Origin of the sequence: Allonocardiopsis opalescens, from assembly GCF_003002095.1 — a bacterium.
GTDB classification, from domain to species: domain Bacteria; phylum Actinomycetota; class Actinomycetes; order Streptosporangiales; family Streptosporangiaceae; genus Allonocardiopsis; species Allonocardiopsis opalescens.
Genome location: NZ_PVZC01000007.1, coordinates 320,865 through 346,834, shown reverse-complemented (window position 1 = coordinate 346,834; position 25,970 = coordinate 320,865). Strand labels below are relative to the sequence as shown.

23 protein-coding genes are annotated in these 25,970 nt (G+C 73.3%); 10 read left to right on the top strand and 13 right to left on the bottom strand.

Translation table 11 applies throughout. The annotated features are described in order from the left end of the window. Nucleotides 1-34: 34 nt before the first annotated feature. The 3 genes from CLV72_RS23245 to CLV72_RS23235 all read left to right on the top strand — a co-directional run bounded on the left by CLV72_RS23245 (nt 35) and on the right by CLV72_RS23235 (nt 4,401). Nucleotides 35-1,066: an arabinan endo-1,5-alpha-L-arabinosidase gene (locus tag CLV72_RS23245; RefSeq protein ID WP_245930392.1), complete on the top strand. Its 1,032-nt coding sequence runs from the start codon at nt 35-37 to the stop codon at nt 1,064-1,066. A gap of 285 nt (nt 1,067-1,351) precedes the next feature. Continuing rightward, nucleotides 1,352-2,404: a DUF1996 domain-containing protein gene (locus tag CLV72_RS23240; RefSeq protein ID WP_106250198.1), complete on the top strand. Its 1,053-nt coding sequence runs from the start codon at nt 1,352-1,354 to the stop codon at nt 2,402-2,404. A 173-nt stretch (nt 2,405-2,577) separates the two neighbouring features. Next, nucleotides 2,578-4,401: an adenylyl cyclase gene (locus CLV72_RS23235; RefSeq protein ID WP_106250196.1), complete on the top strand. Its 1,824-nt coding sequence runs from the start codon at nt 2,578-2,580 to the stop codon at nt 4,399-4,401. 107 nt (nt 4,402-4,508) lie between these two features. On the opposite strand, the gene CLV72_RS23230 is transcribed toward CLV72_RS23235, so the two are convergent. From CLV72_RS23230 to CLV72_RS23205, 6 genes are all read right to left on the bottom strand, one after another. Further along, a complete protein-coding gene (locus CLV72_RS23230) occupies nt 4,509-6,299 on the bottom strand; it encodes a discoidin domain-containing protein (protein WP_245930391.1) in 1,791 nt (596 codons plus the stop codon). Nucleotides 6,300-6,477: 178 nt separating this feature from the next. Next, nucleotides 6,478-7,596, bottom strand: a complete 1,119-nt coding sequence (locus CLV72_RS23225) for a LacI family DNA-binding transcriptional regulator (RefSeq protein ID WP_106250191.1) — start codon at nt 7,594-7,596, stop codon at nt 6,478-6,480. Nucleotides 7,597-7,745: 149 nt separating this feature from the next. Then, nucleotides 7,746-8,771, bottom strand: a complete 1,026-nt coding sequence (locus CLV72_RS23220; RefSeq protein ID WP_106250189.1) for an ABC transporter permease — start codon at nt 8,769-8,771, stop codon at nt 7,746-7,748. Then, nucleotides 8,771-9,733 (bottom strand): ABC transporter permease, encoded by a 963-nt coding sequence (locus CLV72_RS23215; RefSeq protein WP_106250186.1) that lies wholly within the window; start codon nt 9,731-9,733, stop codon nt 8,771-8,773. Before CLV72_RS23215 ends, CLV72_RS23220 begins: the two co-directional genes overlap by 1 nt. Then, complete coding sequence (locus CLV72_RS23210) at nt 9,726-11,315, bottom strand: sugar ABC transporter ATP-binding protein (protein WP_106250184.1); 1,590 nt, start codon at nt 11,313-11,315, stop codon at nt 9,726-9,728. The genes CLV72_RS23215 and CLV72_RS23210 overlap by 8 nt, the downstream gene beginning before the upstream one ends. Before the next feature lie 94 nt (nt 11,316-11,409). Next, nucleotides 11,410-12,480, bottom strand: a complete 1,071-nt coding sequence (locus CLV72_RS23205) for an ABC transporter substrate-binding protein (RefSeq protein WP_106250181.1) — start codon at nt 12,478-12,480, stop codon at nt 11,410-11,412. A gap of 400 nt (nt 12,481-12,880) precedes the next feature. On the opposite strand from CLV72_RS23205, the gene CLV72_RS23200 reads away from it, so the two are divergent. From CLV72_RS23200 to CLV72_RS23190, 3 genes are all read left to right on the top strand, one after another. Beyond that, nucleotides 12,881-15,526, top strand: a complete 2,646-nt coding sequence (locus CLV72_RS23200; protein WP_106250178.1) for an RICIN domain-containing protein — start codon at nt 12,881-12,883, stop codon at nt 15,524-15,526. A 163-nt stretch (nt 15,527-15,689) separates the two neighbouring features. Further along, nucleotides 15,690-16,298, top strand: coding sequence for a TetR/AcrR family transcriptional regulator (locus tag CLV72_RS23195; RefSeq protein WP_245930389.1), 609 nt, complete (start codon nt 15,690-15,692; stop codon nt 16,296-16,298). After that, nucleotides 16,295-16,885, top strand: a complete 591-nt coding sequence (locus CLV72_RS23190) for a GNAT family N-acetyltransferase (RefSeq protein ID WP_106250176.1) — start codon at nt 16,295-16,297, stop codon at nt 16,883-16,885. The genes CLV72_RS23195 and CLV72_RS23190 overlap by 4 nt, the downstream gene beginning before the upstream one ends. A gap of 60 nt (nt 16,886-16,945) precedes the next feature. Here the strand turns inward: CLV72_RS23190 and CLV72_RS23185 are convergent, their stop codons facing one another. After that, complete coding sequence (locus CLV72_RS23185; protein ID WP_245930388.1) at nt 16,946-18,148, bottom strand: right-handed parallel beta-helix repeat-containing protein; 1,203 nt, start codon at nt 18,146-18,148, stop codon at nt 16,946-16,948. Between the two features lie 364 nt (nt 18,149-18,512). Here CLV72_RS23185 and CLV72_RS23180 point away from each other — a divergent pair, with 364 nt between their 5' ends. Continuing rightward, a complete protein-coding gene (locus CLV72_RS23180) occupies nt 18,513-19,298 on the top strand; it encodes an SDR family oxidoreductase (protein ID WP_106250174.1) in 786 nt (261 codons plus the stop codon). Between the two features lie 99 nt (nt 19,299-19,397). Continuing rightward, the gene (locus tag CLV72_RS23175; protein ID WP_106250171.1) at nt 19,398-19,748 is read left to right on the top strand and encodes a DUF8129 domain-containing protein; all 351 of its coding nucleotides are present in this window, start codon (nt 19,398-19,400) and stop codon (nt 19,746-19,748) included. Between the two features lie 54 nt (nt 19,749-19,802). Here the strand turns inward: CLV72_RS23175 and CLV72_RS23170 are convergent, their stop codons facing one another. The 5 genes from CLV72_RS23170 to CLV72_RS23150 all read right to left on the bottom strand — a co-directional run bounded on the left by CLV72_RS23170 (nt 19,803) and on the right by CLV72_RS23150 (nt 23,480). After that, the gene (locus tag CLV72_RS23170) at nt 19,803-21,365 is read right to left on the bottom strand and encodes an FAD-dependent monooxygenase (RefSeq protein WP_106250169.1); all 1,563 of its coding nucleotides are present in this window, start codon (nt 21,363-21,365) and stop codon (nt 19,803-19,805) included. Between the two features lie 90 nt (nt 21,366-21,455). Further along, nucleotides 21,456-22,079: an acyl-CoA-like ligand-binding transcription factor gene (locus tag CLV72_RS23165; protein ID WP_106250166.1), complete on the bottom strand. Its 624-nt coding sequence runs from the start codon at nt 22,077-22,079 to the stop codon at nt 21,456-21,458. Nucleotides 22,080-22,141: 62 nt separating this feature from the next. Beyond that, nucleotides 22,142-22,486, bottom strand: coding sequence for a histidine phosphatase family protein (locus CLV72_RS23160; protein WP_106250163.1), 345 nt, complete (start codon nt 22,484-22,486; stop codon nt 22,142-22,144). Nucleotides 22,487-22,560: 74 nt separating this feature from the next. Next, on the bottom strand, nt 22,561-23,106 hold the full coding sequence (locus CLV72_RS23155; RefSeq protein WP_281262432.1) for a TetR/AcrR family transcriptional regulator: 546 nt from the start codon (nt 23,104-23,106) through the stop codon (nt 22,561-22,563). A gap of 50 nt (nt 23,107-23,156) precedes the next feature. Continuing rightward, entirely contained in the window at nt 23,157-23,480 is a 324-nt protein-coding gene (locus CLV72_RS23150; protein ID WP_106250160.1) for a DMT family transporter, read from the bottom strand. Nucleotides 23,481-23,710: 230 nt separating this feature from the next. Between CLV72_RS23150 and CLV72_RS23145 the strand changes: the two genes are divergently transcribed. Continuing rightward, nucleotides 23,711-24,901 carry a DUF418 domain-containing protein gene (locus tag CLV72_RS23145; RefSeq protein WP_425428107.1) on the top strand — a complete coding sequence of 397 codons (1,191 nt, stop codon included), beginning with the start codon at nt 23,711-23,713 and terminating at the stop codon, nt 24,899-24,901. Here CLV72_RS23145 and CLV72_RS23140 read toward each other — a convergent pair. After that, nucleotides 24,898-25,344 (bottom strand): PaaI family thioesterase, encoded by a 447-nt coding sequence (locus tag CLV72_RS23140; RefSeq protein ID WP_106250154.1) that lies wholly within the window; start codon nt 25,342-25,344, stop codon nt 24,898-24,900. The genes CLV72_RS23145 and CLV72_RS23140 overlap by 4 nt on opposite strands. Before the next feature lie 65 nt (nt 25,345-25,409). Between CLV72_RS23140 and CLV72_RS23135 the strand changes: the two genes are divergently transcribed. Further along, entirely contained in the window at nt 25,410-25,841 is a 432-nt protein-coding gene (locus CLV72_RS23135; RefSeq protein ID WP_106250152.1) for a MarR family winged helix-turn-helix transcriptional regulator, read from the top strand. Nucleotides 25,842-25,970 lie beyond the last annotated feature (129 nt).

The following is a 25,970-nucleotide window of genomic DNA, read 5'->3' as shown; positions in this document are numbered from 1 at the left end:
CCCCCAACCGCCTCCGGCAGCAAGGAGAGAGACCGTGACCGAAGACCCCCGCATCCCGTCCCCCGAACCGCCGTCCCGGCGGCGCCTGCTGGGCGCCGCGCTGGCGACGGGCGCGATGGCGACCGCCTCGGCCATCGCGGGCCTCACCGGCCCCCGGCCCGCCGCCGCCGACGTCAGCGCGGTCGCCTATCCCTACCCCGGCCCGGTGACGGGCGACATCACCGTGCACGACCCCTCGTTCGTCCGGCGGCCCAACGGCGGCTACCTCGTCGCGCACACCGGCGACAACGTCGCCCTGAAGACCTCGACCGACCGGACCGCCTTCCGCAACGCCGGAACGGTCTTCCCCGGCGGCGCGCCCTGGACCAGCCCCTACACCGGGGGCGCACGCAACCTGTGGGCGCCGCACCTGTCCTACCACAACGGCCGCTACTACCTGTACTACTCGGCGTCGACCTTCGGCTCCAACCGCTCGGCGATCTTCCTGGCCACCAGCACCAGCGGCGACTCCGGCACCTGGTCCAACCAGGGCCTGGTGATCGAGTCCTCCTCCTCCAACGACTACAACGCCATCGACCCGCACCTGCAGGTGGACGACCAGGGCCGCTGGTGGCTGGCCTTCGGCTCCTTCTGGTCCGGCATCAAGATGATCAGGATCGACCCGGCGACCGGCCGGCGGCTGGACTCCAGCCTGTACTCCATCGCCGGCCGCAACGGCGGCGCCATCGAGGCGCCGACCATCTTCCGGCGCGGCGGCTACTACTACCTGTTCGTCTCCTTCGACCTGTGCTGCCGCGGCGCGTCGAGCACCTACCGCATCATGGTCGGCCGCTCCAGCAGCATCACCGGCCCCTACACCGACCGCAACGGCACCCGGATGACCTCGGGCGGCGGCACCGAGATCCTGGCCGGCCAGGGCAGCATCCACGGCCCCGGCCACCAGGACGTCTTCGCCGACACCGACCACGACATCCTCGCCTACCACTACTACAACGACAACGGCACCGCCCTGCTCGGCATCAACTGGCTCGGCTGGGACTCCGCGGGCTGGCCTTACGCGCACTGATTCCGTCCACCCGCCCCGCGCGGGCGGACACCGGCGGCACCGGTGGGAACGAGCGTCCCCGTTCCCACCGGTGCTTTTCGTGTTGCGGGGCGGGCGGGGCCGTGCGGTCGCGGTAACATCCGCGACTCCGGGTGTTCATGGAGTCTTGACACGGATCAGTTGAGGCATAGCATTTGCCGAAATGGGAGAGCGCTCTCCCAGTCCCTCTGGGAGGCGTCGCCTCCCCTGTGCACCGCCCGCCCCCCCGCTAACCGAGCCGCGCACCGGCGCGGCACGGAGGTCCGCATGGCACACAGACCGTTCGACCCGACCCGACTGCCCGCCCTCGCCGCCGCGTCCGCCGCGGTGTCCGTGCTGGCGATCGGCATGTTCAGCCCCACCGACCCCGCCGTCGCCGCGGCCGCCGACACCGCCGCCCACCACGAGCACATGGCCATGGCCGCGATGCCCGCCCCGCCCCCCGGGGAGTGGGTCCCGGTGGACGAGCCCGTCGCGGGCATCCCGCCGCTGGAGAACCCGCCCTTCGCGGTGCACCGCGAGTTCCAGGCCAACTGCACCGTCTCGCACACCGCCCCAGACGACCCGATCGTCTACCCGGGCCGGCCGGGCGGCTCCCACGACCACACCTTCATGGGCAACACCACCACGGACGCGTTCAGCACCCTCGCCTCGCTGGAGCGGGGCGGCACCAGCTGCCGCGTCCCCGGCGACCTGTCCGCCTACTGGATGCCGACGATGTACAACGGCACCGAGGAGGTCCGCCCCATCGGGCACCAGGTCATCTACTACAAGTCCGGCATCCGCGACCACACCACCGTGCGGCCCTTCCCGACCGGGCTGCGCTACGTCGTGGGCAGCCCGACGCAGAGCGCCGAGGAGTTCCTGGACGCCACGGTCCAGGGCTGGGAGTGCGGCGACGACTACGACAACGCGCACGTCCCGGCGCACTGCCCGGACGGCACCCAGCTCAACGTCCGCTTCCAGGCGCCCAGCTGCTGGGACGGGCGCCACCTGGACTCGCCCGACCACCAGTCGCACATGGCCTACCCCGTGGTGGAGAACGGCTCGGACGTCTGCCCGGACAGCCACCCGGTGGCCGTGCCGATGGTCGAGTTCAAGATGGCCTTCCCCGTGGACGGCGACATGTCCGGCGTCCACCTGTCCAGCGGCGAGGGCTACTCGTTCCACTACGACTTCTTCAACGCCTGGGACGAGGCGACGCTCGCCGCCATGGTCGAGCACTGCATCAACGGCGGGCTCCAGTGCGACGCCCGCGGCTACGACCAGCACCACCCCGGTGAGGGCGCGGCCCTCAACGAGGACTACGAACTGCCCTGAACCGCACCCGACCGTTCCGATCCCCGCTGAGCCGCAGGTCCGGCCGCACTGAACGCGCGGCCGGCCGGGCCCTCCCACCCCGGAGCCGGTCCGGTCCCCGGACCGGCTCCGTTTTGAGAGCGCTCTCCGTCCCGGCGCCCCTCCGCCGGGACCTCCCCGCCGAGGAGAACCCCGTGCCACAGCCCGAAGACCCCCGCGAGCACCGCGCCCCCGCCGCCGAGCAGCCGCCCACCGGGGCGCTGACCCGGCGTGCCACCATCGTCGGCCTGGCCGCCACCGCGGTGGCGGCGGCCGTCCCGGGGGCGGCCTCCGCCGCGCCCGCCCGCGACACCGCCGCCCCGGCCGCCGTCGACCCCGACTTCGGCCCCAACGTCGTCATCTTCGACCCCTCGATGCCGCGCCAGCAGATCCAGGACCGGCTCAACGCCGCCTTCACGGCGCAGGAGACCGCCCAGTTCGGCCCCGGGCGCTACGCCTTCCTGTTCAAGCCGGGCCACTACCAGGACATCGACGTCAACGTCGGCTACTACACCCACATCGTGGGCCTCGGCCGCCAGCCCGACGACGTGAACATCACCGGCTGGGTGCGGGTGATCGCCGACTGGTTCGGCGGCAACGCCACCCAGAACTTCTGGCGCGGCGCCGAGAACCTGTCGGTGACGCCGTGGGACGGGGTCAACCGCTGGGCCGTCTCCCAGGCCGCGCCGATGCGCCGCGTGCACGTGCGCGGCGAGCTGCCGCTGTGGAACGGCTACGACGGCTGGTCCAGCGGCGGCTTCATGGCCGACTGCCAGGTCGACCGGGTGGTCTCCGGCTCGCAGCAGCAGTGGTTCACCCGCAACAGCCGGCTGGGGGAGTGGGCCGGCTCGGTGTGGAACATGGTGTTCCTGGGCGTCGAGGGCGCACCGCCGAACCACTTCCCCAACCCCTCGCACACCACGATCGACCGCACCCCCTACGTGCGCGAGAAGCCCTACCTCTACGTCGACGGCGCGGGCGCCTTCCACGTGTTCCGCCCCGAGGCGCGCCGCGACTCCCGCGGCATCAGCTGGGCCAACGGCCCCACGCCCGGTACCTCGATCCCCATCGGCGACTTCCACATCGTCCGGCCCGGCGACTCCGCCGCGAGCATGAACGCCGCCCTCGCCCAGGGCCGCCACCTGCTCATCACCCCCGGCGTCTACCACCTGAACCAGACCCTGGAGGTGACCAGGCCGGACACGATCGTGCTCGGCATGGGCCTGGCCACCCTCATCCCCGACAACGGCATCACCGCCATCCGGGTGGCCGACGTCGACGGCGTCCAGCTGGCGCACCTGCTGGTCGACGCGGGCCCGCAGGAGTCCGGCACCCTGGTGGAGATCGGCCCCGCCGGCTCCTCCGCCCGCCACGAGGGCAACCCGATCCACGTCCACGACGTGTTCGCCCGCATCGGCGGCGCCGGCGCCGGCCGGGCGCTGCGCAGCCTGGTCGTCAACAGCCACGACACGATCGTCGACCACGTCTGGCTGTGGCGCGGCGACCACGGCGACGGCATCGGCTGGGAGGTGAACCCCGCCGAGCACGGCCTGATCGTCAACGGCGACAACGTCACCATCTACGGCCTGTTCGCCGAGCACTACCGCCGCGAGCAGGTGATCTGGAACGGCGAGCGCGGCCGCACCTACTTCTTCCAGTGTGAGCTGCCCTACGACCCGCCCAGCCAGGCGGCGTACATGAACGGCGGCGAACGCGGCTTCCCCGCCTACCTGGTGGCCGACTCGGTCACCGACCACCGCGCGTGGGGCCTGGGCGTGTACTGCCTGTTCCTGGAGGACGCGAGCATCGTGTCGGAGCGGGCCATCCAGGCGCCGCGCCGCTCGGGCGTCGCCTTCCAGCACATGGTGATCGTCTCGCTGGGCCAGCTCGGCACCATCAACCGCGTCATCAACGACACCGGCGGCCCGGCCGGCCCCGGCCTCAACGACGGCATCTACTACCTGGTGTCCTATCCGTGACGGCGTCCTGACGGCACCCGCTGACGCTGCCGCCCCCTCGCCTGCCGGGGCGAGGGGGCGGTGGCCGTCCCGGGCCCGCCGGGGGCGGGCGGCCGGGACGGCGGTGGTCAGCGGGCGTACACGCCGAACTCGTACAGCGAGTAGCCCCAGCTCGTGCCGCGCCCGGTGCCGAGCACGCGCACGTAGCGGCCCGAGCCGCCGACCGGGATGGAGTCCACGCCGCCGTTGCCGGCGGTCTCCTGGTGGACGGTGGTCCAGTTCGCGCCGTCGGTGGAGGTCTGCACCTGGTAGGCCCGCCCGTAGGCCGTCTCCCAGACCAGCTGGACGTGGTGGAAGGAGCGGACCGAGCCCAGGTCGACCTGGATCCACTGCGGGTCGCTCCAGTCGCTGGCCCAGCGGGATTCGGGGTTCCCGTCGGTGGCGTTGCCGGGCGGGAAGGGCTCGCCGCCGTTCTGGCCCTGCCAGGAGGAGGCGGTGGTGGCGGCGCCGCGAGCGATGTTCGTGCCGTCGACGTCGGGCGGGACCACCCGGATGGACGTGGTCTCGATGCCGATGTTGCCGCGGCCGTCGCGGGCCAGCAGGTACACCTTCCACACGCCGGGCCGCTCGGGCGCGGTCACCGTGAATGAGCCGCCCCCGCCGCTGGAGGCGGCCGGCACCAGCGCGCCGCTGTCGTCGACGTAGCGGCTGCTCAGCATGACCTCGTAGGAGACGGCGTCGCCGTCGGGGTCGGACACGTTGGCGCTGAGGCCGAAGCCCTCACCCGCCTCGACGGCGGTGCGGTCGCCGCCGACGGTCAGGCCGGTGATGACCGGCGGGGTGTTCGTCGGCCGGTCGCCGCCGTAGAGTTCGGCCACCTCGTAGTAGGACAGCCGCCGCTCGCCGCCGGGCAGCAGGTTGAACCAGACGCCGCCGAAGTCCTCCTCGATGCCGTAGTGGAACAGGGTGCCGCCCAGGGCGACGCCCTCGTGGCCCATCAGGCACTCCCAGGCGCGGCGGTAGCCGTCGCGCTTCTGTACGTCGGTCGGCTCCAGCGGCACGCCGTTGACGTCGTCGGGCACCTCCCATTCGCCGGCCGGGCCGCCCTCGGTGAGGATGTAGGGCCGGTCGTAGCCGCCGGCCGCCCAGGTCTCCTCGATGCCGCAGACCGCGTCATAGGCATTGACCGCGAGCAGGTCCAGGGCCGGGGCGTGCTCCTGGTAGTAGGGCCAGGCGCCGGTCCACGCGTCCGTGGAGGTCACCGGGTGGTTGGGGTCCAGGGCCCGGATCTCCTCGGCGGCGTCGTTGACGAACTGCGCGTAGGCGTCGCGCTGCGCCTCCAGCTGGGCGCCGGAGTAGCAGTTCTGCAGGCCGAGCAGCGACTCGTTGCCGACGTTCCACATCAGCACGCCCGGGTGGTCGCGGTAGGCGCCGACCCACTGGTTCATCAGGTACAGCTGGTAGCCCTTGTAGTCGTGGTCGTTGACGTAGTCGACGCAGCCGCCGCTGCCGGGGCCGCCGCCCGGCTGGAGCCAGAAGCCGGCGATGACGCGGATGCCATTGGCCGCGGCCGCGTCCAGCAGCGGCGCGGTGGTGGCGTCGGTGCCCCAGGTGCGCACGGTGTTGACGCCCATGGAGGCCAGATCGGGCATGTACTGGGCCGCGGCGGCGGTGCTCGGGCCCCAGGTGAGGCCCTGGACGGTGTAGGGCGCGCCGTCGACGGTCAGCTCCCAGTCGCCCTGGCTCCCGGTCACCTCCACCACGGAGGCGGCGGTCGGAGCGGCGGCGGGCTCGGCCGCGTCGGCGGTCGCGGGGGAGGGGGCGGACCAGCTCAGCAGGGCGGCGGTCAGGCTGAGTGCGGCCGCCGCGGACGGCCATCGTCTCGTGCGGCTCGCCGCGGGTCTCGTCTCGGTGGACACGGTGTCTCCTCGGTGCGGGGGACGGGCACCCGCGTGCGGCGGCGTGCCCATTGTTTCGGGAGAGCGCTCTCCCGAAACAATGCGTTGGCCCGCCCTGTCTGTCAACGCCTGCGGGGGCATCGCCCGGCCGGACCGCCGGGCGGCCGGCGGTCCGCGGTCCGGCGGCCGCCCGCGGGGCTCAGGCCGAGCGGCGGACGACCAGGGTCGGCTCGAAGATGACCGAGGTCGGCGCCAGGCCCGGGTTCTCGATGTGGTCCAGCAGCAGCCGCGTCATCTCGGCCGTCATCTCCTCGACCGGCTGGCGCACCGTCGTCAGGGTCACCCGGCTGGCGGTGGCCGCGCTGCTGTCGTCGAAGCCGATGAGCGCGACGTCCTCGGGCACCCGCCGCCCGCGTTCGAGCAGCACGTGCAGCGCCCCCTGGGCCATGAGGTCGTTGGCGGCGAAGACGCCGTCCAGCTCCGGCTCCTCGGTGAGCAGGCGCTCCATCGCCTTCTCGCCGCTCTCCTGCCGGAAGTCGCCCTCGACGGAGGGCACGTAGGGGTGGCCGTGGCGGGCCATCGCCTCGCGGAAGCCGGCCAGGCGGTCCTGGCTGGCGGGCACGTCCAGCGGCCCGGCGATGGTGGCCACCCGGCGGCATCCGCGCGCCACCAGCCGGTCGGCGGCCAGGCGGGCGCCGTCGCGGTGGGCCAGGTCGACGTAGCTCACCGGGACCGGCCGCGCCGGGCGGGCGAAGAGCACGAAGGGCAGCCCGGCGTCGGCCAGCAGCGCGGGGAGGGGGTCCTCGGGGTGGGTGGAGACCAGGACGGCGCCGTCGGCGTGGCCCTGGCGCAGGTGGGAGACGATCTGCTCGCGGGCGCCCGCGGAGTCGGCCAGCATGAGCACCGGGTGCATGGCCCGCGGGCGCAGGAAGCCCACCACCCCGCTCGCGGCGCGGCCGAAGAAGGGGTCGGCGAGGATGTGGCTGTCGAAGGGGCTGCGGGCGGCGGGCGGGCCGTCGACCTCCTCGGCGCCGACGCCGTCCAGCTCCTCGTGGCCCGCCCCCGACATCACCAGCGCGACGGTGCCGGTCCTGCGGGTGACCAGGGACCGGGCGGCCCGGTTGGGCACGTAGCCCGTGGCGGCGATGGCCTGGCGCACCACGGCCTGGATGGCCGGGTCGACATTGCGGTTCTCGTTGATCACCCGTGAGACGGTCGCCCGGGAGACCCCGGCCTCCCTGGCCACGTCCTCCAGGGTGGGGGAGCCGGACGGGGAGGAGCGGGAGTCCTTCGGTGACCTCGCCGAGCGATCGACCATGATCGCAGTTATACCAGAGAGCGCTCTCCGCGCCGGGGCGGCTGAGCCGCCGGGAACGGCTGTGTTCCAGGTGGTCAGGGCGCGGACGCCCCGCCCGGCGCACCGGACGGGACGAGACGAGGAACACGCCGACCGGTCCGCCGGCCGGCTCAGCCGATGCGGCGGCGCCGGCTGAGGTAGGTCTGCGCGACGACCACCGCGATGAGGAACAGCCCGCTGACGACCTGCTGGTAGGAGGAGCTGAGTGAGCCGATCAGGTTGATGACGTTCTGGATCACCTTGAGCAGCAGGACGCCCACCAGCGAACCGCTGACGTAGCCGAGCCCGCCGGTGAGCAGGGTGCCGCCGATGACCACGGCCGCGATGGCGTCCAGCTCCATGGCGAAGCCGAGGATGGTCACGCCCGAGCCCAGGTAGGCGGCGTTGAGGGCGCCGGCGAAGCCGGCCAGCAGGCCCGACATCAGGTACACGGTCAGCTTGGTGCGCGCCACCCGGACGCCCATCAGCGCGGCGGCGTCCTCGTTGCCGCCCACCGCGTACACGGACTGGCCGAAGCCGGTGCGGCGCAGCAGCAGCCCGCCCAGCCCGAACAGCGCCAGGGTGAGGTAGACGGGGTAGCCGATGCCGAACAGGCCGCCCTGCGCCAGCTCCAGGAAGGCCGAGCCCTGCGGCACCAGGTAGGTCTCGTTGCCCTCGCCCGACACCGCCAGCATCAGCCCGCGTGCGCCCAGCATGCTCGCCAGGGTGACGATGAACGGCGCCAGCCGGGTGCGCGCCACCAGCAGCCCGTTGGCCAGCCCGATCGCCCCGGCCGCCGCGACCGGCACCAGCAGCGCCGGCAGCGTCCCGTACTGAGAGGCCCACGCGGCCAGCACCCCGCCCAGCGCGAAGACCGAGCCGACCGACAGGTCGATGCCGCCGGTGATGATGACGAAGGTCATGCCCAGGGCGACGATCGCCAGGAAGGCGGCGTTCACCGCCAGCCGGTTGAGGTTGTAGCCGGTGAAGAAGGTGTCGAAGCTCAGCGAGGTGACCAGCACCACCGCGACCAGCACCACCAGCGCGCCGTGCCGCTGGGCCAGCGCGCTGATCCGCTCGGCCCCGGACGCCCCGGCCGGGGCGGCGCCGCCGCGGGACACGTCGACGGCGGCCGCGGTGACGGGTGTCCGCGCCATCAGTTCCTCCCCCGTTCGCGCGCCACCCAGACGGCGAGCACGATCACGACCGCGGACGCGATCTGCGTCCACGACTGCGGCAGGTTGTGCATGATCAGCGTGGCGGTGAGCAGCTGCATCAGCACCGCGCCGGCCACCGTCCCGGCGATCCTGACCCGGCCGCCGGTCAGCGCGGTGCCGCCGATCACCACGGCCGTGATCGCGTTCAGCTCCATCAGCTCGCCGAGCCGGGTGGGGTCGCTGGCGCCCAGCCGGGCGGTGGCAAGCACCCCGGCGACCGCGGCCAGCACCCCGGCCAGCACGTAGACGCCGATCAGCACCCGGCGCACCGGCAGCCCGGCCAGCGCGCTGGCCGCGGGGTTGCCGCCGATGGCCAGCACCTGGCGGCCGAAGGTGGTGCGCCGCACCACGAAGACCACCACCAGGGTGAGCGCGACCGCGATCAGCACCACGTAGGGCACCCCGAGGAACATCCCGCTGCCCAGGGCGCGCAGCTCGGGATTGCGGAAGGTGTCCAGCTGGGGCAGCATCACCTCGGCCAGGCCGCGCCCGCCGATCATCAGTGCGAGGGTGGCGACGATCGGCTGCACCCCGACGAAGGCCACCAGCGAGCCCGCCACCAGGCCCGACACCGCTCCGGCCAGCAGGGCGGCCAGCACCGCCGCCACCGGGCCGTAGCCCAGGTACAGCGAGATCATCGAGGCGGCGACCGCCATCACCGCGCCGACCGACAGGTCGATCCCGCCGGTGCCGATCACCACCGCCATGCCAAGCGCCACGATCAGGATCGGCGTGACCTGCACTGCCTGCACCCGCAGCGTGTCCAGCGAGGCGAAGTTGGGGGTGAGCGCCAGGTTGACCAGCACCAGCGCGGCCACCCCGGCGTACACGCCGTAGTCGCGCAGCCAGCGCAGCAGTACGGTGCGGTCCGGGCGGACCCGCGCCAGGGCCAGGTCAGCCACTGCCGGCCTCCCCGCCGGGCGCGGCGGGCACCGGTGCGGTCCCGTCCGGTCCGGCCGCGTCGGCGATGGCCGCCAGCAGGGCGTCCTCGGTGACGTCCTCGCCCACCAGCTCGCCGACCACGGCGCCGTCCTTGAGCACCACCACGCGCTCCGATCCCTCGATCAGCTCCTCCAGGTCGGAGGAGATCAGCAGCACGCCGAGCCCGTCGGCGGCCAGTTCGTCGATGAGCCGCTGCACCTCGGCCTTGGCGCCGACGTCGACGCCGCGGGTGGGCTCGTCCAGCAGCAGCACCTTCGGGTGCAGGGCGAGCCACCGGGCCAGCAGCACCTTCTGCTGGTTGCCGCCGGACAGCTCGCCGACGGGCTGGTGCGGGCCGGCCGCCTTGATCCGCAGCCGCTCCATGAAGGTGGCCACCACCCGGTCCACCCGCCGCTCGGAGACCAGCCCGAAGCGCGACAGCCGGGGCAGTGCGGCGAGCGCGATGTTGTCGCGCACCGACAGGCCGGGCACGATCCCCTCGGCCTTGCGGTCCTCGGGCAGCAGGCTGATCCCGCCGCGGATCGCCGCGGCGGTGGAGCGGCGGCGCAGCGGGACCCCGGCGACGCTCACCCGGCCGCCGTCCAGCGGCAGCGCCCCGGCGATCGCCTTGGCCGTCTCGGTGCGGCCCGCGCCGAGCAGCCCGCCGAGCCCGACGATCTCCCCGGGCCTGATCCGCAGGGTCACGCCGTCGACCAGGTGGCGGACGCGCAGGTCCTCGGCGACCAGCACCGGCTCGTCGGCCGAGGCGGTCCGCTCGCCGCTGAAGCGGGTCAGGCCCTCCCGGCGCACCTGCTCCACCTCGCGGCCGAGCATCAGCGCGACCAGCCGCAGCCGGGGCAGCTCGGCCAGCGCCCCGGTGTGCACCACCCGCCCGTCGCGCAGCACGGTGACCCGGTCGCAGACCCGGTACAGCTCGTCCAGCCGGTGGCTCACGTAGACGATCGCGATGCCCCGCTCGCGCAGCCGGCCGATCACCCCGAACAGGGTCTCCACCTCGCGCGGCTCCAGCGAGGAGGTGGGCTCGTCCATGATCACCACGCGGGCGTCCACGTCCACCGCCCGCGCCAGCGCCACCATCTGCTGGGCGCCCAGGCCCAGGGTGCGCAGCGGCGCGCGGACGTCGACGGAGACGCCGTACTCGCGCAGGGTGCGCTCGGCCTCGGCGTGCATCCGGCCGAAGTCGATCAGGCCGAGCCGGTTCTTCGGCTCGCGGCCCAGGTAGAGGTTGCGGGCCACGCTCATCAGCGGGACCAGGTTGACCTCCTGGTAGATGGTGGAGATCCCGGCTCGCTGCGCGTCCAGCGGGGTGGCGGGGCGCAGCGGGGCGCCCTGGAAGAGCAGGCTGCCGGCGTCGGGCCGGTACACGCCGGTGAGCACCTTGATCAGGGTGGACTTGCCCGCCCCGTTCTCGCCGACCAGGGCGTGCGCCTCGCCGGGGCGCAGGCTGAACGCGACCTCGTCCAGGGCGAGCACCCCGGGGAAGCGCTTGGTGAGCCCGGCGGTCTCCAGGATCGGCGCGAGCGGTGCGTCGGGTCCGGTCATCGGCCCCCTCCTCGGCTCCGTGGGACCGGCCGCGGCGCGGACGGCGGCCGGACCGGTGCCCCGGTCCGGCCGCCGGCGCCCGCGCCGGTGCGGGTCAGTAGGCGTTGGCGATGTCGGACTCGGCGTTGGCCTGCGTGTACTCGCGGTCCTCGATGACCAGGTTCACGCCGATCTCCTCGCCGGCCGCGAACTGCTCGGCCGCCTGGAAGGCCAGCGGCCCGAAGCGGGGGTTGGACTCGATCACGGCGAACATCCAGCCGTCGATGATGGCCTGCACGGCGCCCTCGGTGCCGTCGATGGTGACGATCTGCACCTCGCCGGGCTCGCGGCCCGCGCCCTGGAGGGCGGTGATCGCGCCCAGGCCCATCTCGTCGTTGTGGGCGTAGATCCCGTCGACGTCGGGGTTGGACTGGAGCAGCTGCTCGGCGACCTCCTGGCCCTCCTCGCGGGAGAAGTTGCCGGTCTGCTCGAAGACGATCTCGATGCCGGGCGCCTCGGCCTCGATCTGGTCGACGAAGCCCTGGTTGCGCTCGGTGGTGACGTTGTTGCCCGGTGCGCCGAGCAGGATGGCCACCTGGCCCTCGCCGCCCAGCGCCTCGATCATCCGGTCGGCGGCGCGCCGGCCCTGCTCCACGAAGTCCGAGCCGAGGAAGGCGACGTAGTCGGCGCAGGGCTCGGCGTTGATCTGGCGGTCGACGGTGATGATCGGGATGCCCTGCTCGGCCGCGTCGGCCAGCACCGGCTCCCAGCCGTCGGAGTTGAGCGGCGCGATGATCAGCAGGTCGACGCCCTGGGCGATCATGTCCTGTACATCGCTGATCTGGCGGGAGAACTCGCCCTGGGCGTTGGTGTCGATCAGTTCGATGCCGCGCGCCTCGGCCTCCTCGCGGATGGAGGCGGTCTCGGCGATCCGGAACGGGTTGGCCTCGGGCTCGGACTGGGAGAAGCCGACCGTGCTGCCGGCCAGGTCGAAGGGCTCCACCCCGTACTGCTCGGCCGTGCACGTCTCGCCGTCGGCCGCCCGCAGGGAGGGGCCCTGGTCGGCCGGCTCGGGGCTGCCGCCGCCCTCGGCGGCGTCCTCGCCCCGGGCGCAGCCGGCGAGCAGGGCGAGCGCGGCCAGGCCGGCCAGGCCGGTCCTGGCGAGTCGTGCTCGGTACGTGGCCATCCAGGGCCTCCTTCGCTCGGATCTGTGCGCATCATCACTCCGCCCGGAAACGAGTCCGCAACCCTACGGTCGCAAGCCGATAACGTCTGATCAGTTCGAGTCTTAAACGATCGCTAACGTTCAGTCGCCGTGACGCCGGTGCCGAGCGGCTTCCAGGGCCGGATGAGCGCGACGAACAGCCCAAGCCGCCGCCGTCGGGACGGGACGGCTCGGATTAAAAGGCGTGTTTCCAGTCAATTCCGATCAGCTGACGTGCAGGAACGAAACAAGTCGGCTACCGACTATTTACGCAACTGAACGCTTGGGATAGAACCCAGGCAAAGCGGCTGCGCGCGACCTCGCCGTCACTCTCCGTGCAGCAGGGCCGCGCGTGCTCTCGCCCGCCTCCGAGAGGAGCCCCATGTCCGTGCGCAGACGTATCCACCTCCTCGCCGCCGCCCTCGCGCTGATCGCCCCGATGCTCACCGCCGCCCCCGCCGAGGCGCAGCCGGTCGAACCGCCGCTGTCCACGCCGTGGACGGACGAGGTCTCGCCTGACAACGCCCTGCCCGAGTACCCCCGCCCCCAGCTGACCCGCGACGACTGGCTGAACCTGAACGGCACCTGGGAGTGGGAGCCCGCCGAGCCGGGGGAGGCGCCGCCCATCGGCCGCGAACTGGAGCGGGAGATCCTGGTGCCCTACCCGGTGGAGTCGGCGCTGTCCGGCATCGCCGAGCAGCACAGCGACATGTGGTACCGCCGGAGCTTCACCGTGCCCGAGGACTGGGCCGGCCGCGACGTCCAGCTCAACTTCGGCGCCGTTGACTGGCGGGCCACCGTCTGGGTGAACGGCACTGAGGTCGGCACGCACACCGGCGGCTACACCGCCTTCGAACTCGACATCACCGACGCGCTGCGCCCCGGCGGCAACGAGGTGGTCGTCGGCGTGCACGACCCCAGCGACGCGGGCGGCCAGCCGGTCGGCAAGCAGCGGCTGGACACCGGCGACGGCGACTGGTCGATCTGGTACACCACCAACTCCGGCATCTGGCAGACGGTCTGGCTGGAGCCGGTCGCCCCGGCGCACCTGGACCGGCTCGACACCACCCCCGACCTCGGCGCCGGAACCCTTGAGGTGGTCGCGCACACCGCCGCGGCCGGCGGGCACACGGTGCGGGCGACGGCGAGCACCCCCGAGGGCCGGGTGGTGGGCACCGCGCAGGGAGCCCCCGGCGAGCCGGTCGCGGTCCCCGTCCCCGACGCCCGGCTGTGGTGGCCGGACGACCCCTACCTGTACGACCTCACCGTGCAGCTGCTCGACGGCTCGGGCGCGGTGGTGGACGAGGTCGGCTCCTACTTCGGCATGCGCGAGATCAGCACCGGCATGGTCGACGGCGTGCGCCGCCCGCTGCTCAACGGCGAGTTCGTCTTCCAGCTCGGCCCGCTCGACCAGGGCTACTGGCCGGACGGCATCTACACCGCCCCCACCGACGAGGCGCTGCGCTTCGACATCGAGGCCACCCGCGACCTCGGCTTCAACACCATCCGCAAGCACGTCAAGCTGGAGCCGGCCCGCTGGTACTACTGGGCCGACCGGCTCGGGCTGCTCGTCATGCAGGACATGCCCACCATGGACGGCGAACCGGGAGCCGCCGAGCGCGCGCAGTTCGAGGCCGAGCTGACCGAGATGATCGACCAGCGCCGCTCGCACCCGTCCATCATCCAGTGGGTCCCCTTCAACGAGGGCTGGGGCCAGTACGACGGCGCCCGCATCGTCGAGGACATCCAGCGGCGCGACCCGTCCCGGCTGGTCGTCGGCGCCAGCGGCTGGCACGACACCGGCAACGGCGACGCCCACGACATCCACATCTACCCGGGGCCGACCACTCCGGTGCCCACCAGCGAGCGCGCCGCCTACCTCGGCGAGTTCGGCGGTTCGGCGCTGCTGGCCCCCGGCCACCAGTGGGACCCGGAGCGGGGCGGCGGCTACGAGGTGCTGCCCGACGCCGCCGCGCTGACCGAGCGCTACGAGTCGCTGCTGGGCCGGGTGGCCGAGCAGGTGGACACGCACGGCCTGTCCGCCGCCATCTACACCCAGACCACCGACGTGGAGAACGAGCTGAACGGCCTGCTCACCTACGACCGGCGGATCGTCAAGCCCGACGCCGACCGGGTCAGGGCCGCCAACCAGGCCGTGCTCGACGCGGCGGCGCCGTCCGGGCTCGGGATGGGGGCGTGGTTCCGGCTCGAGAACCGCAACTCCGGCCAGGTGCTCGCCGTCGACGGTATGTCCACCGAGGACGGCGCCCAGGTCACCCAGTGGCCCGACAACGGCACCGCCGACCACCGCTGGCGGCTGGTCAACAACGGCGACGGCACCTTCCGGATCGTCAACGACCACAGCGACCGGGTGCTCGCGGTCGACGGCATGTCCACCCAGGACGGCGCCGCCGTCGAGCAGTACCGCGACGCCGGCACCGCCGACCAGCGCTGGCGCCTGGAGGACACCGGCGACGGCTACGTCCGGATCGTCAACGTGCACAGCGGCCTGCGGCTGGACATCGCCGGCTCCTCCACCGAGAACGGCGCGCACGCCCGGCAGCGCGCCGCGCACGGCGGCGCCAGCCAGCAGTGGCGGCTGATGCCCGATGGCGAGGTCAACATCCAGAACCTCAACAGCGGCCGGGTGCTCGACGTGTTCGGCGCCTCCCACGACAACGGCGCCCGCCTCACCCAGTGGTGGGACAGCCAGGTCAGCCAGCAGAACTGGCGCTTCGAGGACAGCGGCGACGGCTACTTCCGGGTCGTCAGCACCCACTCGGGCAATGTGATGGAGGTGCTGGGCTGGTCCACCGCCAACAGCGCCCAGGTGGTGCAGTGGGACTGGCACGGCGGCGCCAACCAGCAGTGGCGGCTGCTGCACGACGGCGACGGCTACTTCCACCTGCAGAACCGGCACAGCGGCCTGCTGCTCGCCGTCGAGGGCGCCTCGGCCTTCGACGACGCCGACATCCACCAGTACGAGGACAACGGCACCCGCGACCACGTCTGGCGCTTCACGCCCTGACCCCCGTACGGCGCGCCGGTGCCGGTCCGCACCGGCGCGCCGTCCCGCCGATCCGTCCATCCCGGGGCCGCCGCGGCGGCCCCGTTTGACGTGCTCAGGCGGCGGTCTTAGAGTAAACAATTGTTCATTGTAAAATTCGGCAGCACCCGGATCCGGAGCGAAAGTGTCGAGGACCGAGGAGCAGTACGAGGCGATGCGGGCCGCCACCCGCGCCAAGGTGGAGGCGGCCGCGGTTCGGCTGTTCACCCGCCGCGGCTACGCCGCGACGAGCGTGCGCGACATCGCGGCCGAGGCGGGCATCAGCACCGGGCTGATGTACCGGCACTACGCCACGAAGGAGGAGCTGTTCGGCGCGCTGGTGGCGCAGGCGGCCGAGGGCCTGGGCGCCGTGGCCGCGGGTTTCCGCGGCGAGGGCTCCCCGGCCCGGCTGCTGGGTGAGTTCACCCGGGTCTTCGTCGCCGACCTCGGCCAGGAGGCCGAGGCCGTCGAGTTCTACCTGCTGATGAACCACGCCTTCGCGATGGACGAGCCGCCGGCGCCGGTGCGGGTGCTGGCCGAGCGGCACGCCGAGCTGGCCGCGGCGCTGGAGGCGCTGATCGAGCGCGGCCAGCGGCTGGGCGAGTTCAGGCGCGGAGATGCCGCGGAGCTGGCGGCCTGCTACTTCGTCGTGCTCAGCGGGCTGGTGTCGATGAAGACCACGCTGCGGGAGCGCTTCCAGGTGCCGGCGATGCCGGTGCTGCTGGCCTTCCTGCTGGAAGGGGACGGGGCATGATCGAGGTCAGGCGCGCCGACGAACTGGGGGAGGGGTACCGCAGGGCGATCGGCGGCATCTTCGTCGACGCCTTCTACGAGTACTTCTCCTACTTCTCCACCGACCGGGAGCGGCTGACCGACGCCTTCGCGCACATGCTGGTGCCGGACCTCTTCTACGTCGGCCTGGTCGACGGGAGCCCGGCCGGGATCGCCGCCTGCACCGACGGGCGGCGGCTGTCGATCCAGCACGACACCCGGGAGCTGCGCCGGCACCTGGGCCTGGTCAAGGGCACCATCGCCGGCTCGGTGTTCAAGAGCAACTTCCAGGCGCCGTTCCACCACCCGGGCCCGGCCACCGCGTCGGTCGAGTGCGTCGCCACGGCGGCGGCCTACCGGGGCAGGGGCGTCGCCTCGGCGATCCTGACCCACCTGCTCACCCTGCCGGGCTACCGCGCGTACGTGCTGGAGGACATCGCCGACACCAACGGCGCCGCCCTGCGGGTGTACGGCAGGCTCGGCTACACCGAGATCCACCGGCGCCCGGTGAAGCACACCAAGCGGACCGGCATCAACTCCTACATCTGCATGCGGCTGGAGCGGGACTGACGGCCGGCGGACCCGGCCGGGCACGGTGCGCCCGGCCGGGTCGCGGTGGAGCGTCGCGCACTAGCAGGAGTTGTCCCTGCTGTTGTTGTACGTGATGTTGCGGATGGTGATGTTGCTGCCGCACGGGCTCTCGTTGATGGCCGTGTTGGTCAGCGTCAGGTTCTGGAAGGTGATGTTGGAGGTGTTGGCGAACTCCGAGCGCGCCGCGATGCGGATGTCGCCGGGCCCGGCCACACTGCCGCTCTGCGCCGCGATCGTCACGTTGTGGCAGTTCTCGATCAGGATGGCGTTGTTGCCGGTCTGCGCGATGTCGACCCGGTCGATCACGGCGCCGCCGCTCTCGGAGACGCAGAAGACGCCGCGCCCGCCGCCGCGTGCGATCACCTGGCCCACCCGGATGTTCGTCGGGTAGCTGCCGCCCACCCGGCCGTTTCGGTTGGCCATCCGGAAGGCGGCGTAACCGGTGCCGGTGCCGGCGTTCTGGGCGTCGACCGTGCCGATGGTGGCGTTGACGGTCTCGTTGAGCAGCAGCCCGGACTCGCCCGTGCTGCGGGCGGTCACCGTGCCGATGTTCAGGCCGTCCACGCCGTAGGTCTCCACGCCGTGGCTGCTCGTCCCCGACACGTAGACGTTGTCGATGCGGACGTTGCGGGTGGGAACGCTGGTGTCGCCCCGGTTGTCGATGCGGATGCCGAGACCGCGCGACAACCGCATGTCGATCTGGCCGAGGATGACGTTGGTGACGTTGCGCATGAAGATGCCGTACAGCGGGGTGCCGGTGAGGGTGAGGTGCTGCACCTCGATGTCGCGCACACCGCGTGCGTAGACGGGTGCCTGGTCGCCCGAGCCCGAGCCGGTCACGTTGATCGTGCCGCACACGTCCAGGACGGTGTAGCTGGGCAGCGAGAGCCGCGATCCGGCGCTCATGGAGCCGGAGCCGCGCACGACCACCCGCTCCTTGGAGGTGCGGCCCGAACTGAGGCTGTTCACGGCGGCCTGCATGGCCGCGCGCATGTCGCCGCCCGTGTAGACGACGCTGCTGCCGCGCCGGGCGGTCCAGGTACTGCCGCTGAGCACGGCTTCGGCGTGGTAGGTGCCGGCGCCGCAGTCCTGCTGGGTGCCGATCGGGTCGGCGGCCGCGGCGGTCGCGGGGGCCGCGGCGGTGATGGCGGCGACTCCGGCCGCGAAGACGAGGGCCGCCGCGGCCGCGGTGCCCGCGGCCAGGCGCGTCCGTATTCCGGGGAGGAGACCGAAGGGTTTCACCAGGATGTCCTTCCTGTTCGCTGCGACTGTGCTCCCGGAACGTCGCGTCCCTAACTGCCTCCGTGAGCGGGGTGGCCGGGCCGCGCGCCGCGTCCGGCGCGCGGGAACCGGTGATGGAAAGCGTTTTCCAAGGTGGATGATAGCGACTTGTGTCACATTCCGATAGGCGGCGGAGCGCAATCCGTCGCCGCGCGTTCACGGCCCGTCGGCCCTGAGGGGCGGCGGACGCCGTTTCCGGTCCGGTGGGGCAGGGCCGAAACGAACGCGTCACGCGGCCGCCGCCACCGGGGGCGCGCTCGTGGAGCCGCCGCCGGAGCTGAAACCGCTTGCCCGGGCGGTGTCCGGCGGCGCACGATTCCATCTTGTGACGAGCACCGCGGCAGACCCGAGCCCCGACACGACCCGTCCGACGGCACTGATCACGGGGGTCGGCCGCACGGTCGGGATCGGCGCGGGGATCGCGCGCCGGCTGGCCGACTCGGGCTGGAACATCGCCTTCACGTACTGGCACCCGTACGACCTGCGGATGGAGTGGGGGATCCAGGAGGGGGCGACCGAGGCGATCGTGCGCGATCTCGTCGGCCGCGGCGCCGCCACCGCCCCGGTCGAGGCCGACCTGGCCGACGTCTCCACGCCCGCGTGTGTCTTCGACGAGGCGGAACGGCGGCTCGGCCCGGTCACCGCGCTGGTGCTGTGCCACTGCGAGTCGGTCGACTCCGACCTGCTCGGCACCACCGTCGAGAGCTTCGACCGGCACTTCGCGGTGAACGCCCGCGCGAGCTGGCTGCTGATCCGCGAATTCGGCCTGCGCTTCTCCGGCGCCTTCGGGTCCGGGCGGATCATCAGCCTGACCAGCGACCACACGGTGCGCAACCTGCCCTACGGCGCCAGCAAGGGCGCCCTGGACCGCATCACCCTGGCCGCGGCGCACGAGTTCGCGCACCTCGGCGTCACCGCCAATGCCATCAACCCCGGGCCCGTCGACACCGGCTGGATGACCGACCAGGTGCGCGAGGACTGCCTGCGCGCCACCCCGCTCGGCCGCCTGGGCACCCCGCGCGACACCGCGCACCTGGTGGACTTCCTCTGCTCGCCCGAGGGCGGCTGGATCAACGGCCAGCTGCTGATGAGCAACGGCGGCTTCGGATAGGTCCCGGCCGACGCGCACGCGGCCGTCCGTACGGCGGCGCGCATACTCGCGCGCCGCCGTGGCAGCGTCCCGGCGACAGCCGAGTTACAGGAGGACCCCATGGCCAGGGAACGAGCCACGCTCCCGATCGCGGACTACGAGCACCTGCCGGTCGGTTCGCTGCAGCACCGCATCCGCTCCCTGTCCGAAGACCAGTTGCGCGCGCTGATCGACCACGAGGAGGCGCACGCCCGGCGCACCCGCGTGCTGGAGATCATGACCCGGCGCCTGGCCGAACTGGAGCAGGGCGCCGAACCGTCGGACGGCGTGCACGAGCGGCACCTGGAGGCGCCGCCGCCCCCGGCCGGCGGCTCCCCGGTCACCGACGCGAGCGCCGGCCCGCCCGTGAACCCGCCGCCGCACGGCGTGCCCGCGCAGCCCGGCCGCCCCAAGGGCGACCGGCGCGGGTGACGGGCGCCGCAGTGGGCGGCATCGCTCCGGGCCCGGTCCGCGGGCCCGCCCGGGTCAGGCGCGGGCCGGCTCGGGCACACCGAACCACGCGTGCGCGGCGGTGCGCAGCGCCGCCAGTTCGGCGCGGTCCGGGCGGGGCGACGACGAGGCCCAGGCGACGCGGGCGTCCGGCCGGAGCAGCAGCGCGGTGGCCGGCGCCTCGCCGCCCCGCGGACGCGCGGTGACGGCGTCCACCCGGTCGGCGGCGTCGGACAGGGTCCCGGCGGGCGAACCGTCCTCGGTCAGGTCGACCAGCAGCGGCCGCGCGCCCCTGCACAGCTCGGCGAGCCGGGCCGTCCCCGTGCCGGTGCGCAGCACCAGGTCGGGGGCGAGCCGCCCGGCGAGCGGATGGGCGCCGCCCACCCCCATGTCGTAGCGGACGTCGGCGCCCGCCATCAGCTCGGCGAGGTACCGGACGTTGCGCGGTTCGGCGAGCAGTTCGGTGAACAGTTCGCGCAGGGCGGTCACCTCGCCGCCCGGGGCGATCAGCGCGGACTGCGCCTGGGTGTGCATGACCACGCGCTCGGCCACCGGCCGCCGCTCACTCTCGTAGCTGTCGAGCAGAGCGGGCGGCGCCCAGCCGAGGACCGCGGCGGCCAGCTTCCAGCCGAGGTTGACGGCGTCTTGCAGGCCGAGGTTGAGGCCGGGGCCGCCGAGCGCGGAGTGCACGTGCGCGGCATCGCCGACCAGCAGCACCCGGCGGTCCCTGAAGCGCTCCGCCAGCCGGGTGTTGCCGCCGGTCAGCCGGCGCAGCACATGCGGTCCTCCGCCGGCCGGCGGGCCGAGCGGCACGTCGACGCCGAGCACCCGCGCGACGCTCGCCCGCATCTCCGCCAGCGTCATCGGGCCGTCGTCGTCGGTCCGGTCCCACTCGCCCGTGCCCACCAGCGGCGTCCGCCCGGGGAAGGGCGCGAACACGAACAGTCCGCGCTCGTTGCGCTGGTGCGCGAAGGGCGGGACGGTGCCGTACCCCGGCACCGCCAGCGCCTGCGTGGCCGGGTCCACCCAGTCCTCGGGCACGGTGGCGTGCGCCGTCCGCGAGACCATCCGGTCGGTGGTGACGCCGGGGAAGCCGATGCCGGACAGCTTGCGGGTAAGGCTGCGGCCGCCGTCGGCGCCGACCAGGTAGCGGGTCCGCAGCCGGTAGGGGCCCTCGGGGCCCGTGACCTCGACGCCGACGCCGTCGGCGTCCTGGGACAGCTTGGTCAGCTCGTGGCCCCGGCGGACCTCCACTCCGAGTTCGCGGGCGCGCTCCGCCAGCACCTGCTCCAGGCGCCGCTGCGGCACCCCCAGCAGGTGCAGCGGGTTGTCGGCCAGACCGGACAGGTCCAGGGGCAGCGCACCGAACACATAGGCGGAGGCCGGCCGCGGCGGCTCGGCGCCGCCGCTCAGGCGCTCGTACAGGCCCCGGTGGTCGAGCACCCGCACGACCTGGCCGACCAGGCCGTTGGCCTTCGGCTCGGTCGCGGGCTCGGGCAGGCGCTCCAGCACGATCGGCCGCACTCCGGCCAGGCCCAACTCGCAGGCCAGCATGAGCCCGTTCGGGCCCGCACCGGCTATGACGACATCGGGGCTCATCGCATCCTCCTGTGGACGTCTTCGGGCATGGCGGACCGGCCCGGCGGCGGCCGGGCGGTTCCGGGGAATCGAGAAAGGGGCGCGGACGGATCAGGGCTCGGGGAGCCCCGCGCGCAGCCGGTCGAGCGCGTCGTCGAGCAGCGGAGCCATCGGGACGGGTGGATCCGCGCGCATCCACTGGCCCATGGCCACCGTGATGGCGGCTCCGACCGCCGCGGCGACGAGGCGCGGGTACATGTCGGCGTCGGGGTCGGTACCGGTGCGCTCGGCGACCGCCCGCGCCAGCGCGGCCTCGGCGACGGCGTTGGCCTTGAACAGCTCGCCCCGCAGCGAGGGTTCGGTGACCATGAGCCTGACGCCGTCGGTCCAGCGCCGGTCGGGCGGCCGCTCGCCCTCCTGCTCCAGGGCGAAGCGCGCCCGCACCGCATTGGCGATGGCCTCCCACAGCGGTTCGGCCGCGGGGCGGGCGCGCAGTTCGTCAGCGATCAGCAGGGCGCGATCGACGTGCCGGGCGGCGATCGCCTCGGCCTTGCCGGCGAAGTAGTTGCGGAAGGTGCGCAGCGAGACCCCCGCCTCGGCGGCGATGTCCTCGACCCGCACCTTGTCGACGCCGCGCTCCACGCTCAGCCGGATCGCCGCCCAGCTCAGCGCGGTGCGGGTCTGCTGCTTCTTGCGCTCCCGCAGTCCGCCGGGCGCGTCCTCGTCCGTGCTCATGGCACGACTCTACTGAATTTTGCCTAAAAGGCAAGATTGCCTAGTAGGCAAAATTTTATCCGTCACCCGAGGCGGTACTCCCGGCCCTCGCGCCAGCCGAAGTCGGCGTCGACCAGCTCTTCCAGCGGACGGCCGTCGATGAGCTGGTCGAGCGCCCGGCGGGTCGGCGCGTGGCCGACGATCAGGACTCTGGCGCCGGGCCGGAACCGGGGCAACTCGGTCTCGGCGGCGCGGGCGAGGTCGGAGCTGAGGACGGCGGCGACGCCGTTCTCGCGGCGCCGCTCGCCCAGCTCGGCGGCGAGCCGCCGGCCCTGCTCGGACAGGCGCCCGGGCAGCCGGCCGGCGGCGATGCCCCGCTCGTTGTCCTCGCTGATGGAGCGGGTCCCGAACACGATGTCGACCGGCATGGCGCCACGGCAGACCGGCCGCCGCCGCGCCGCCCCGTCTTCGCGCCCGGCGTAGCGGCGGGCGGTGCCGGGCGTCAGCCCTCCGGCGGCGCCGGGACGGCCGGGGCAGGGCCGCGCCGGAGCAGCCGGTCGAGCACGGCGCGGACGGCGGCGGCGTCCGGTGGGCCGGGGTAGCTGTGGCAGCGCAGGAAGAGGCCGTCGACGGCCGCCGCCGCGCCGGCCCGGTCGACGGGATCGGGGGCGAAGGGGGCGAGGAAGGCGTCGACGGCCTCGGCCCAGCGCACCGCCTCGTGCTGGAGTTCGGGGTGCCGCCCCGCGAGCAGGAACAGCTCGTACTCGGCCGCCGTGCGCGCGCCGCCGTCGGCGGCGCCTTCGGCGATGACGGCGGCGAGTTCGCCCAGCGGGTCCTCGGCGCGGGCGCACTCGTCCAGGCGGCGCAGGTAGCGGTCGTTGCAGGAGCTGAGCGCGGCGACCAGCAGGGCGTCGGCGGTGGCGAAGTAGTAGGTGACGGCGCTGGGGGGAAGCGCGGCCTCCTGCGCCACCGCCCGCTGGCTGAGCGCCGCCACCCCGCCGCGTCCGATCACCCGCAGCGCGGCCTCGATCAGCAGGCCGCGCCGCAGCTCGCCCTTGCGGCGCCGCCCGTCGGCTATCTCGCCGCCCGCTGCGCCGCTCAGTGCCGCGCTCCCAGTTCGAGGGCGAGCACGCCCGCGATGACCAGCACGATCCCGCCGATCTGCACCCAGGTCAGCCGCTCGTCCAGGAAGACGGCGCCGACCAGCGAGACCAGCGCGATGCCCGCGGCCGCCCACACGCCGTAGGCGACGCTGATGCCCATGCCCCGGGTGAGGGACTGCGACATCAGGAAGAAGGCGGTGATGTAGCCGACCACCACGACGGCCGACGGGACGAGCCGGGTGAAGCCCGCCGAGAGCTTCAGCGCCGTGGTGGCGACCACCTCGGCGGCGATCGCGCCCGCCAGGAACAGCCAAGGCATGGAGCCTCCTCCGAAAAAAGCTGAGCGATTGCTCCAGAAGTTACCACGGTGGAGAGCTCACCGGGATCCGCCCTTCGCCCTTGGTCGGCACCGGGTCGATTCGACGCATGATTTACATGTTATCTTTTGTATTGCGGTCATCTGCTGGATTACGGACGGGGCGCCGGGACGCCACGACCCGAGTCGGCCGGGGCCGCGGCCGGGGAATCGGACAGCGAGGAGACATGCACGTGGACACACCGACCCGGGCACCGGCGCCGCCCGCCGCGGCGGGCACGGCCGGCACGGCGGCGCGGGCGCTCGCCCCCGACCTGGCCAGGGGCGGCATGCTGCTCGCCATCGCCTTCGCGCACGCACCGCTGTTCGTGGCCGCCATCGACCGCGGCCCGGCGCTGCTAAACGGGGTGTCGAGCTTCCTGCACACCCTCTTCGTCAGCAACCACGCCCGGCCGATGTTCGCCTTCCTCTTCGGCTACTCGCTGGTGCAGCTGCTCACCCGGCAGACGCGGCGCGGCGGTGACTGGGTGTCGGTGCGCAAGCTGCTGCGCCGCCGGGGCTGGTGGCTGATCGTGTTCGGCCTTGTCCACACGCTGCTGATGCCACTGGACATCCTCGCCGTCTACGGCATGGGCGCCCTCCTGGTGGTCGGACTGCTGCGGGCCAGGGACGCCACGCTCCTGTGGACGGCGGGCCTGGCGCTGCTGCCCGCCACCCTGTCGGTCGGCTTCGGCATGTGGAACGCGATGGACAGGGGGATCTCCACCTTCGAGGCGGGCAGCGTCGTGCCGACGGCGGGCCTGGTGGAGAGCCTGGTCGCCCGGGCGCAGATCCTGCCCTTCTCGCTCGTGTTCGCCACGGTCTCCGTCATCCCCGCGATGATCCTCGGCATCTGGGCGGCCCGGCGCCGCGTCCTGGACGAGCCCGAGCGGCACCGCGGCTTCCTGGTCCGCACCGCGGTGGTGGCGACGGCCGTGTCCATCGCCGGCGGCCTGCCCATGGCCCTGATCCAGACCGGGGTGTGGGCCGCGCCGTCGGGAGCCGCCGTCTGGGCCGCGGCGCTCGCCCAGCCCCTCACCGGCTACTTCGGCGGGATCGCCATGGCCGGGATCATCGCCCTGATCGCGATCCGGGTCGGACGGCGGCGCGGTGCGCTGACCATCGCCGTCGAGGCGCTCGGCCAGCGCTCGATGAGCTTCTACCTCTTCCAGTCCGTCGCCTTCGTCGCGGTCTTCCACCCCGATGCCCTCGGGCTGCAGGACCGGCTCGGACTCGCGGGCGCCATGGGCGTCGCCGTGGCGACCTGGCTGGTCTCGCTGCTCCTCGCCGAGCTGATGCGGCGGGCGGGATACCGCGGTCCGGCCGAGAACCTGCTGCGCCGCCTCAGCTACGGTCGGCGGCGGCCCGAGGGTCGCGCGGCCTAGCGATCCGCGGTCTCCCGCCGCCCGCGCGGCCCGGACACCGCGACCGCGCCCTGCGCCACCGCGCACAGTCTGCGCGTGCCGTCGGCGGCCACGGTGAGCAGATCGCAGCGCCCGACGACGCGGGTGCGCCCGGCCCGGAGGATCCTGGCCTCCGCGCGCAGCACCGCGCCGTCGGCGGGCCGCAGGAAGTCGATGGCCAGGCCGGTGGTGATCAGGCCGGCACCCACCGCGGTGCCGGCGGCGAAGGCGAGGGCGTTGTCGGCGGCGAAGCCGAGCACACCGCCGTGCAGGAAGCCGAAGTGCTGGTACAGGTCCTCACGCGCATCCAGCTCCAGCACCGCGGCGCCGTCGCCGAAGTCCACCAGCCGCGCGCCGAGCAGCACGCTGAACGGCTGCGCCGCCAGTACGCGCCGGGCGGCTTCGAGATCCAGGATGTCGTCCACACGTACCTCAATTCACTGGTGAAGTGAGAATGGCGCCCACCTGTCACATCTGTCAAGATCGGCGCATGCCAGAGCCCGACCAGCGCCTGTTCTTCCTGCTGCAACGGGCGGCGCACCGGCTGCGCATCGACGCCGACCGCCGCTGCCTGGCCGCGGCCGGGGTCACCACGGCGCAGCTCGGCGCCCTGTTCGCCGTGCACGACCAGCCGGGTGCCACCCAGCGGCAGCTGGCCCGGACCCTCGGCCTGCGCGAGTCCGCCGTCACGCCCCTGCTGCGGCGCCTGTCCGCGGCCGGCCTGGTGGCCAAGCACGCGCACCCGAGCGAGCACCGGGCCGTGGTGCTCGAACTGACCGCCGAGGGGGCCGCCGCGCTGCGCGCCGCGCGGCCGGAGATCGACCGCTTCAACGCCGAACTGCGTGAACTCCTCGGCGAGCAGGGCTTCGCCCAGACCGCCGCCGCCCTGCACACGCTCGCCTACGGCCGGCCCCGGTCCTGACGCGGGACGCGACGATGTCCGTAACCGCCCGGATACAGGGGCTTCACAGCGTGCACAGAGATTGTTACGCTCATGTGGGAGCGCTCCCATATGTCCGTTACCTGATCGTCCCCCACAGCCGGGCATCCC

Coding starts and splice junctions, on each gene's coding strand:
- CLV72_RS23190 (WP_106250176.1), top strand. CDS start 16,295: ATGATCGAGGTCAGGCGCGCCGACGAACTGGGGGAGGGGTACCGCAGG.
- CLV72_RS23150 (WP_106250160.1), bottom strand. CDS start 23,480: ATGCCTTGGCTGTTCCTGGCGGGCGCGATCGCCGCCGAGGTGGTCGCC.
- CLV72_RS23205 (WP_106250181.1), bottom strand. CDS start 12,480: ATGGCCACGTACCGAGCACGACTCGCCAGGACCGGCCTGGCCGGCCTG.
- CLV72_RS23225 (WP_106250191.1), bottom strand. CDS start 7,596: ATGGTCGATCGCTCGGCGAGGTCACCGAAGGACTCCCGCTCCTCCCCG.
- CLV72_RS23135 (WP_106250152.1), top strand. CDS start 25,410: ATGCCAGAGCCCGACCAGCGCCTGTTCTTCCTGCTGCAACGGGCGGCG.
- CLV72_RS23175 (WP_106250171.1), top strand. CDS start 19,398: ATGGCCAGGGAACGAGCCACGCTCCCGATCGCGGACTACGAGCACCTG.
- CLV72_RS23160 (WP_106250163.1), bottom strand. CDS start 22,486: ATGCCGGTCGACATCGTGTTCGGGACCCGCTCCATCAGCGAGGACAAC.
- CLV72_RS23220 (WP_106250189.1), bottom strand. CDS start 8,771: ATGGCGCGGACACCCGTCACCGCGGCCGCCGTCGACGTGTCCCGCGGC.
- CLV72_RS23165 (WP_106250166.1), bottom strand. CDS start 22,079: ATGAGCACGGACGAGGACGCGCCCGGCGGACTGCGGGAGCGCAAGAAG.
- CLV72_RS23240 (WP_106250198.1), top strand. CDS start 1,352: ATGGCACACAGACCGTTCGACCCGACCCGACTGCCCGCCCTCGCCGCC.
- CLV72_RS23200 (WP_106250178.1), top strand. CDS start 12,881: ATGTCCGTGCGCAGACGTATCCACCTCCTCGCCGCCGCCCTCGCGCTG.
- CLV72_RS23170 (WP_106250169.1), bottom strand. CDS start 21,365: ATGAGCCCCGATGTCGTCATAGCCGGTGCGGGCCCGAACGGGCTCATG.
- CLV72_RS23210 (WP_106250184.1), bottom strand. CDS start 11,315: ATGACCGGACCCGACGCACCGCTCGCGCCGATCCTGGAGACCGCCGGG.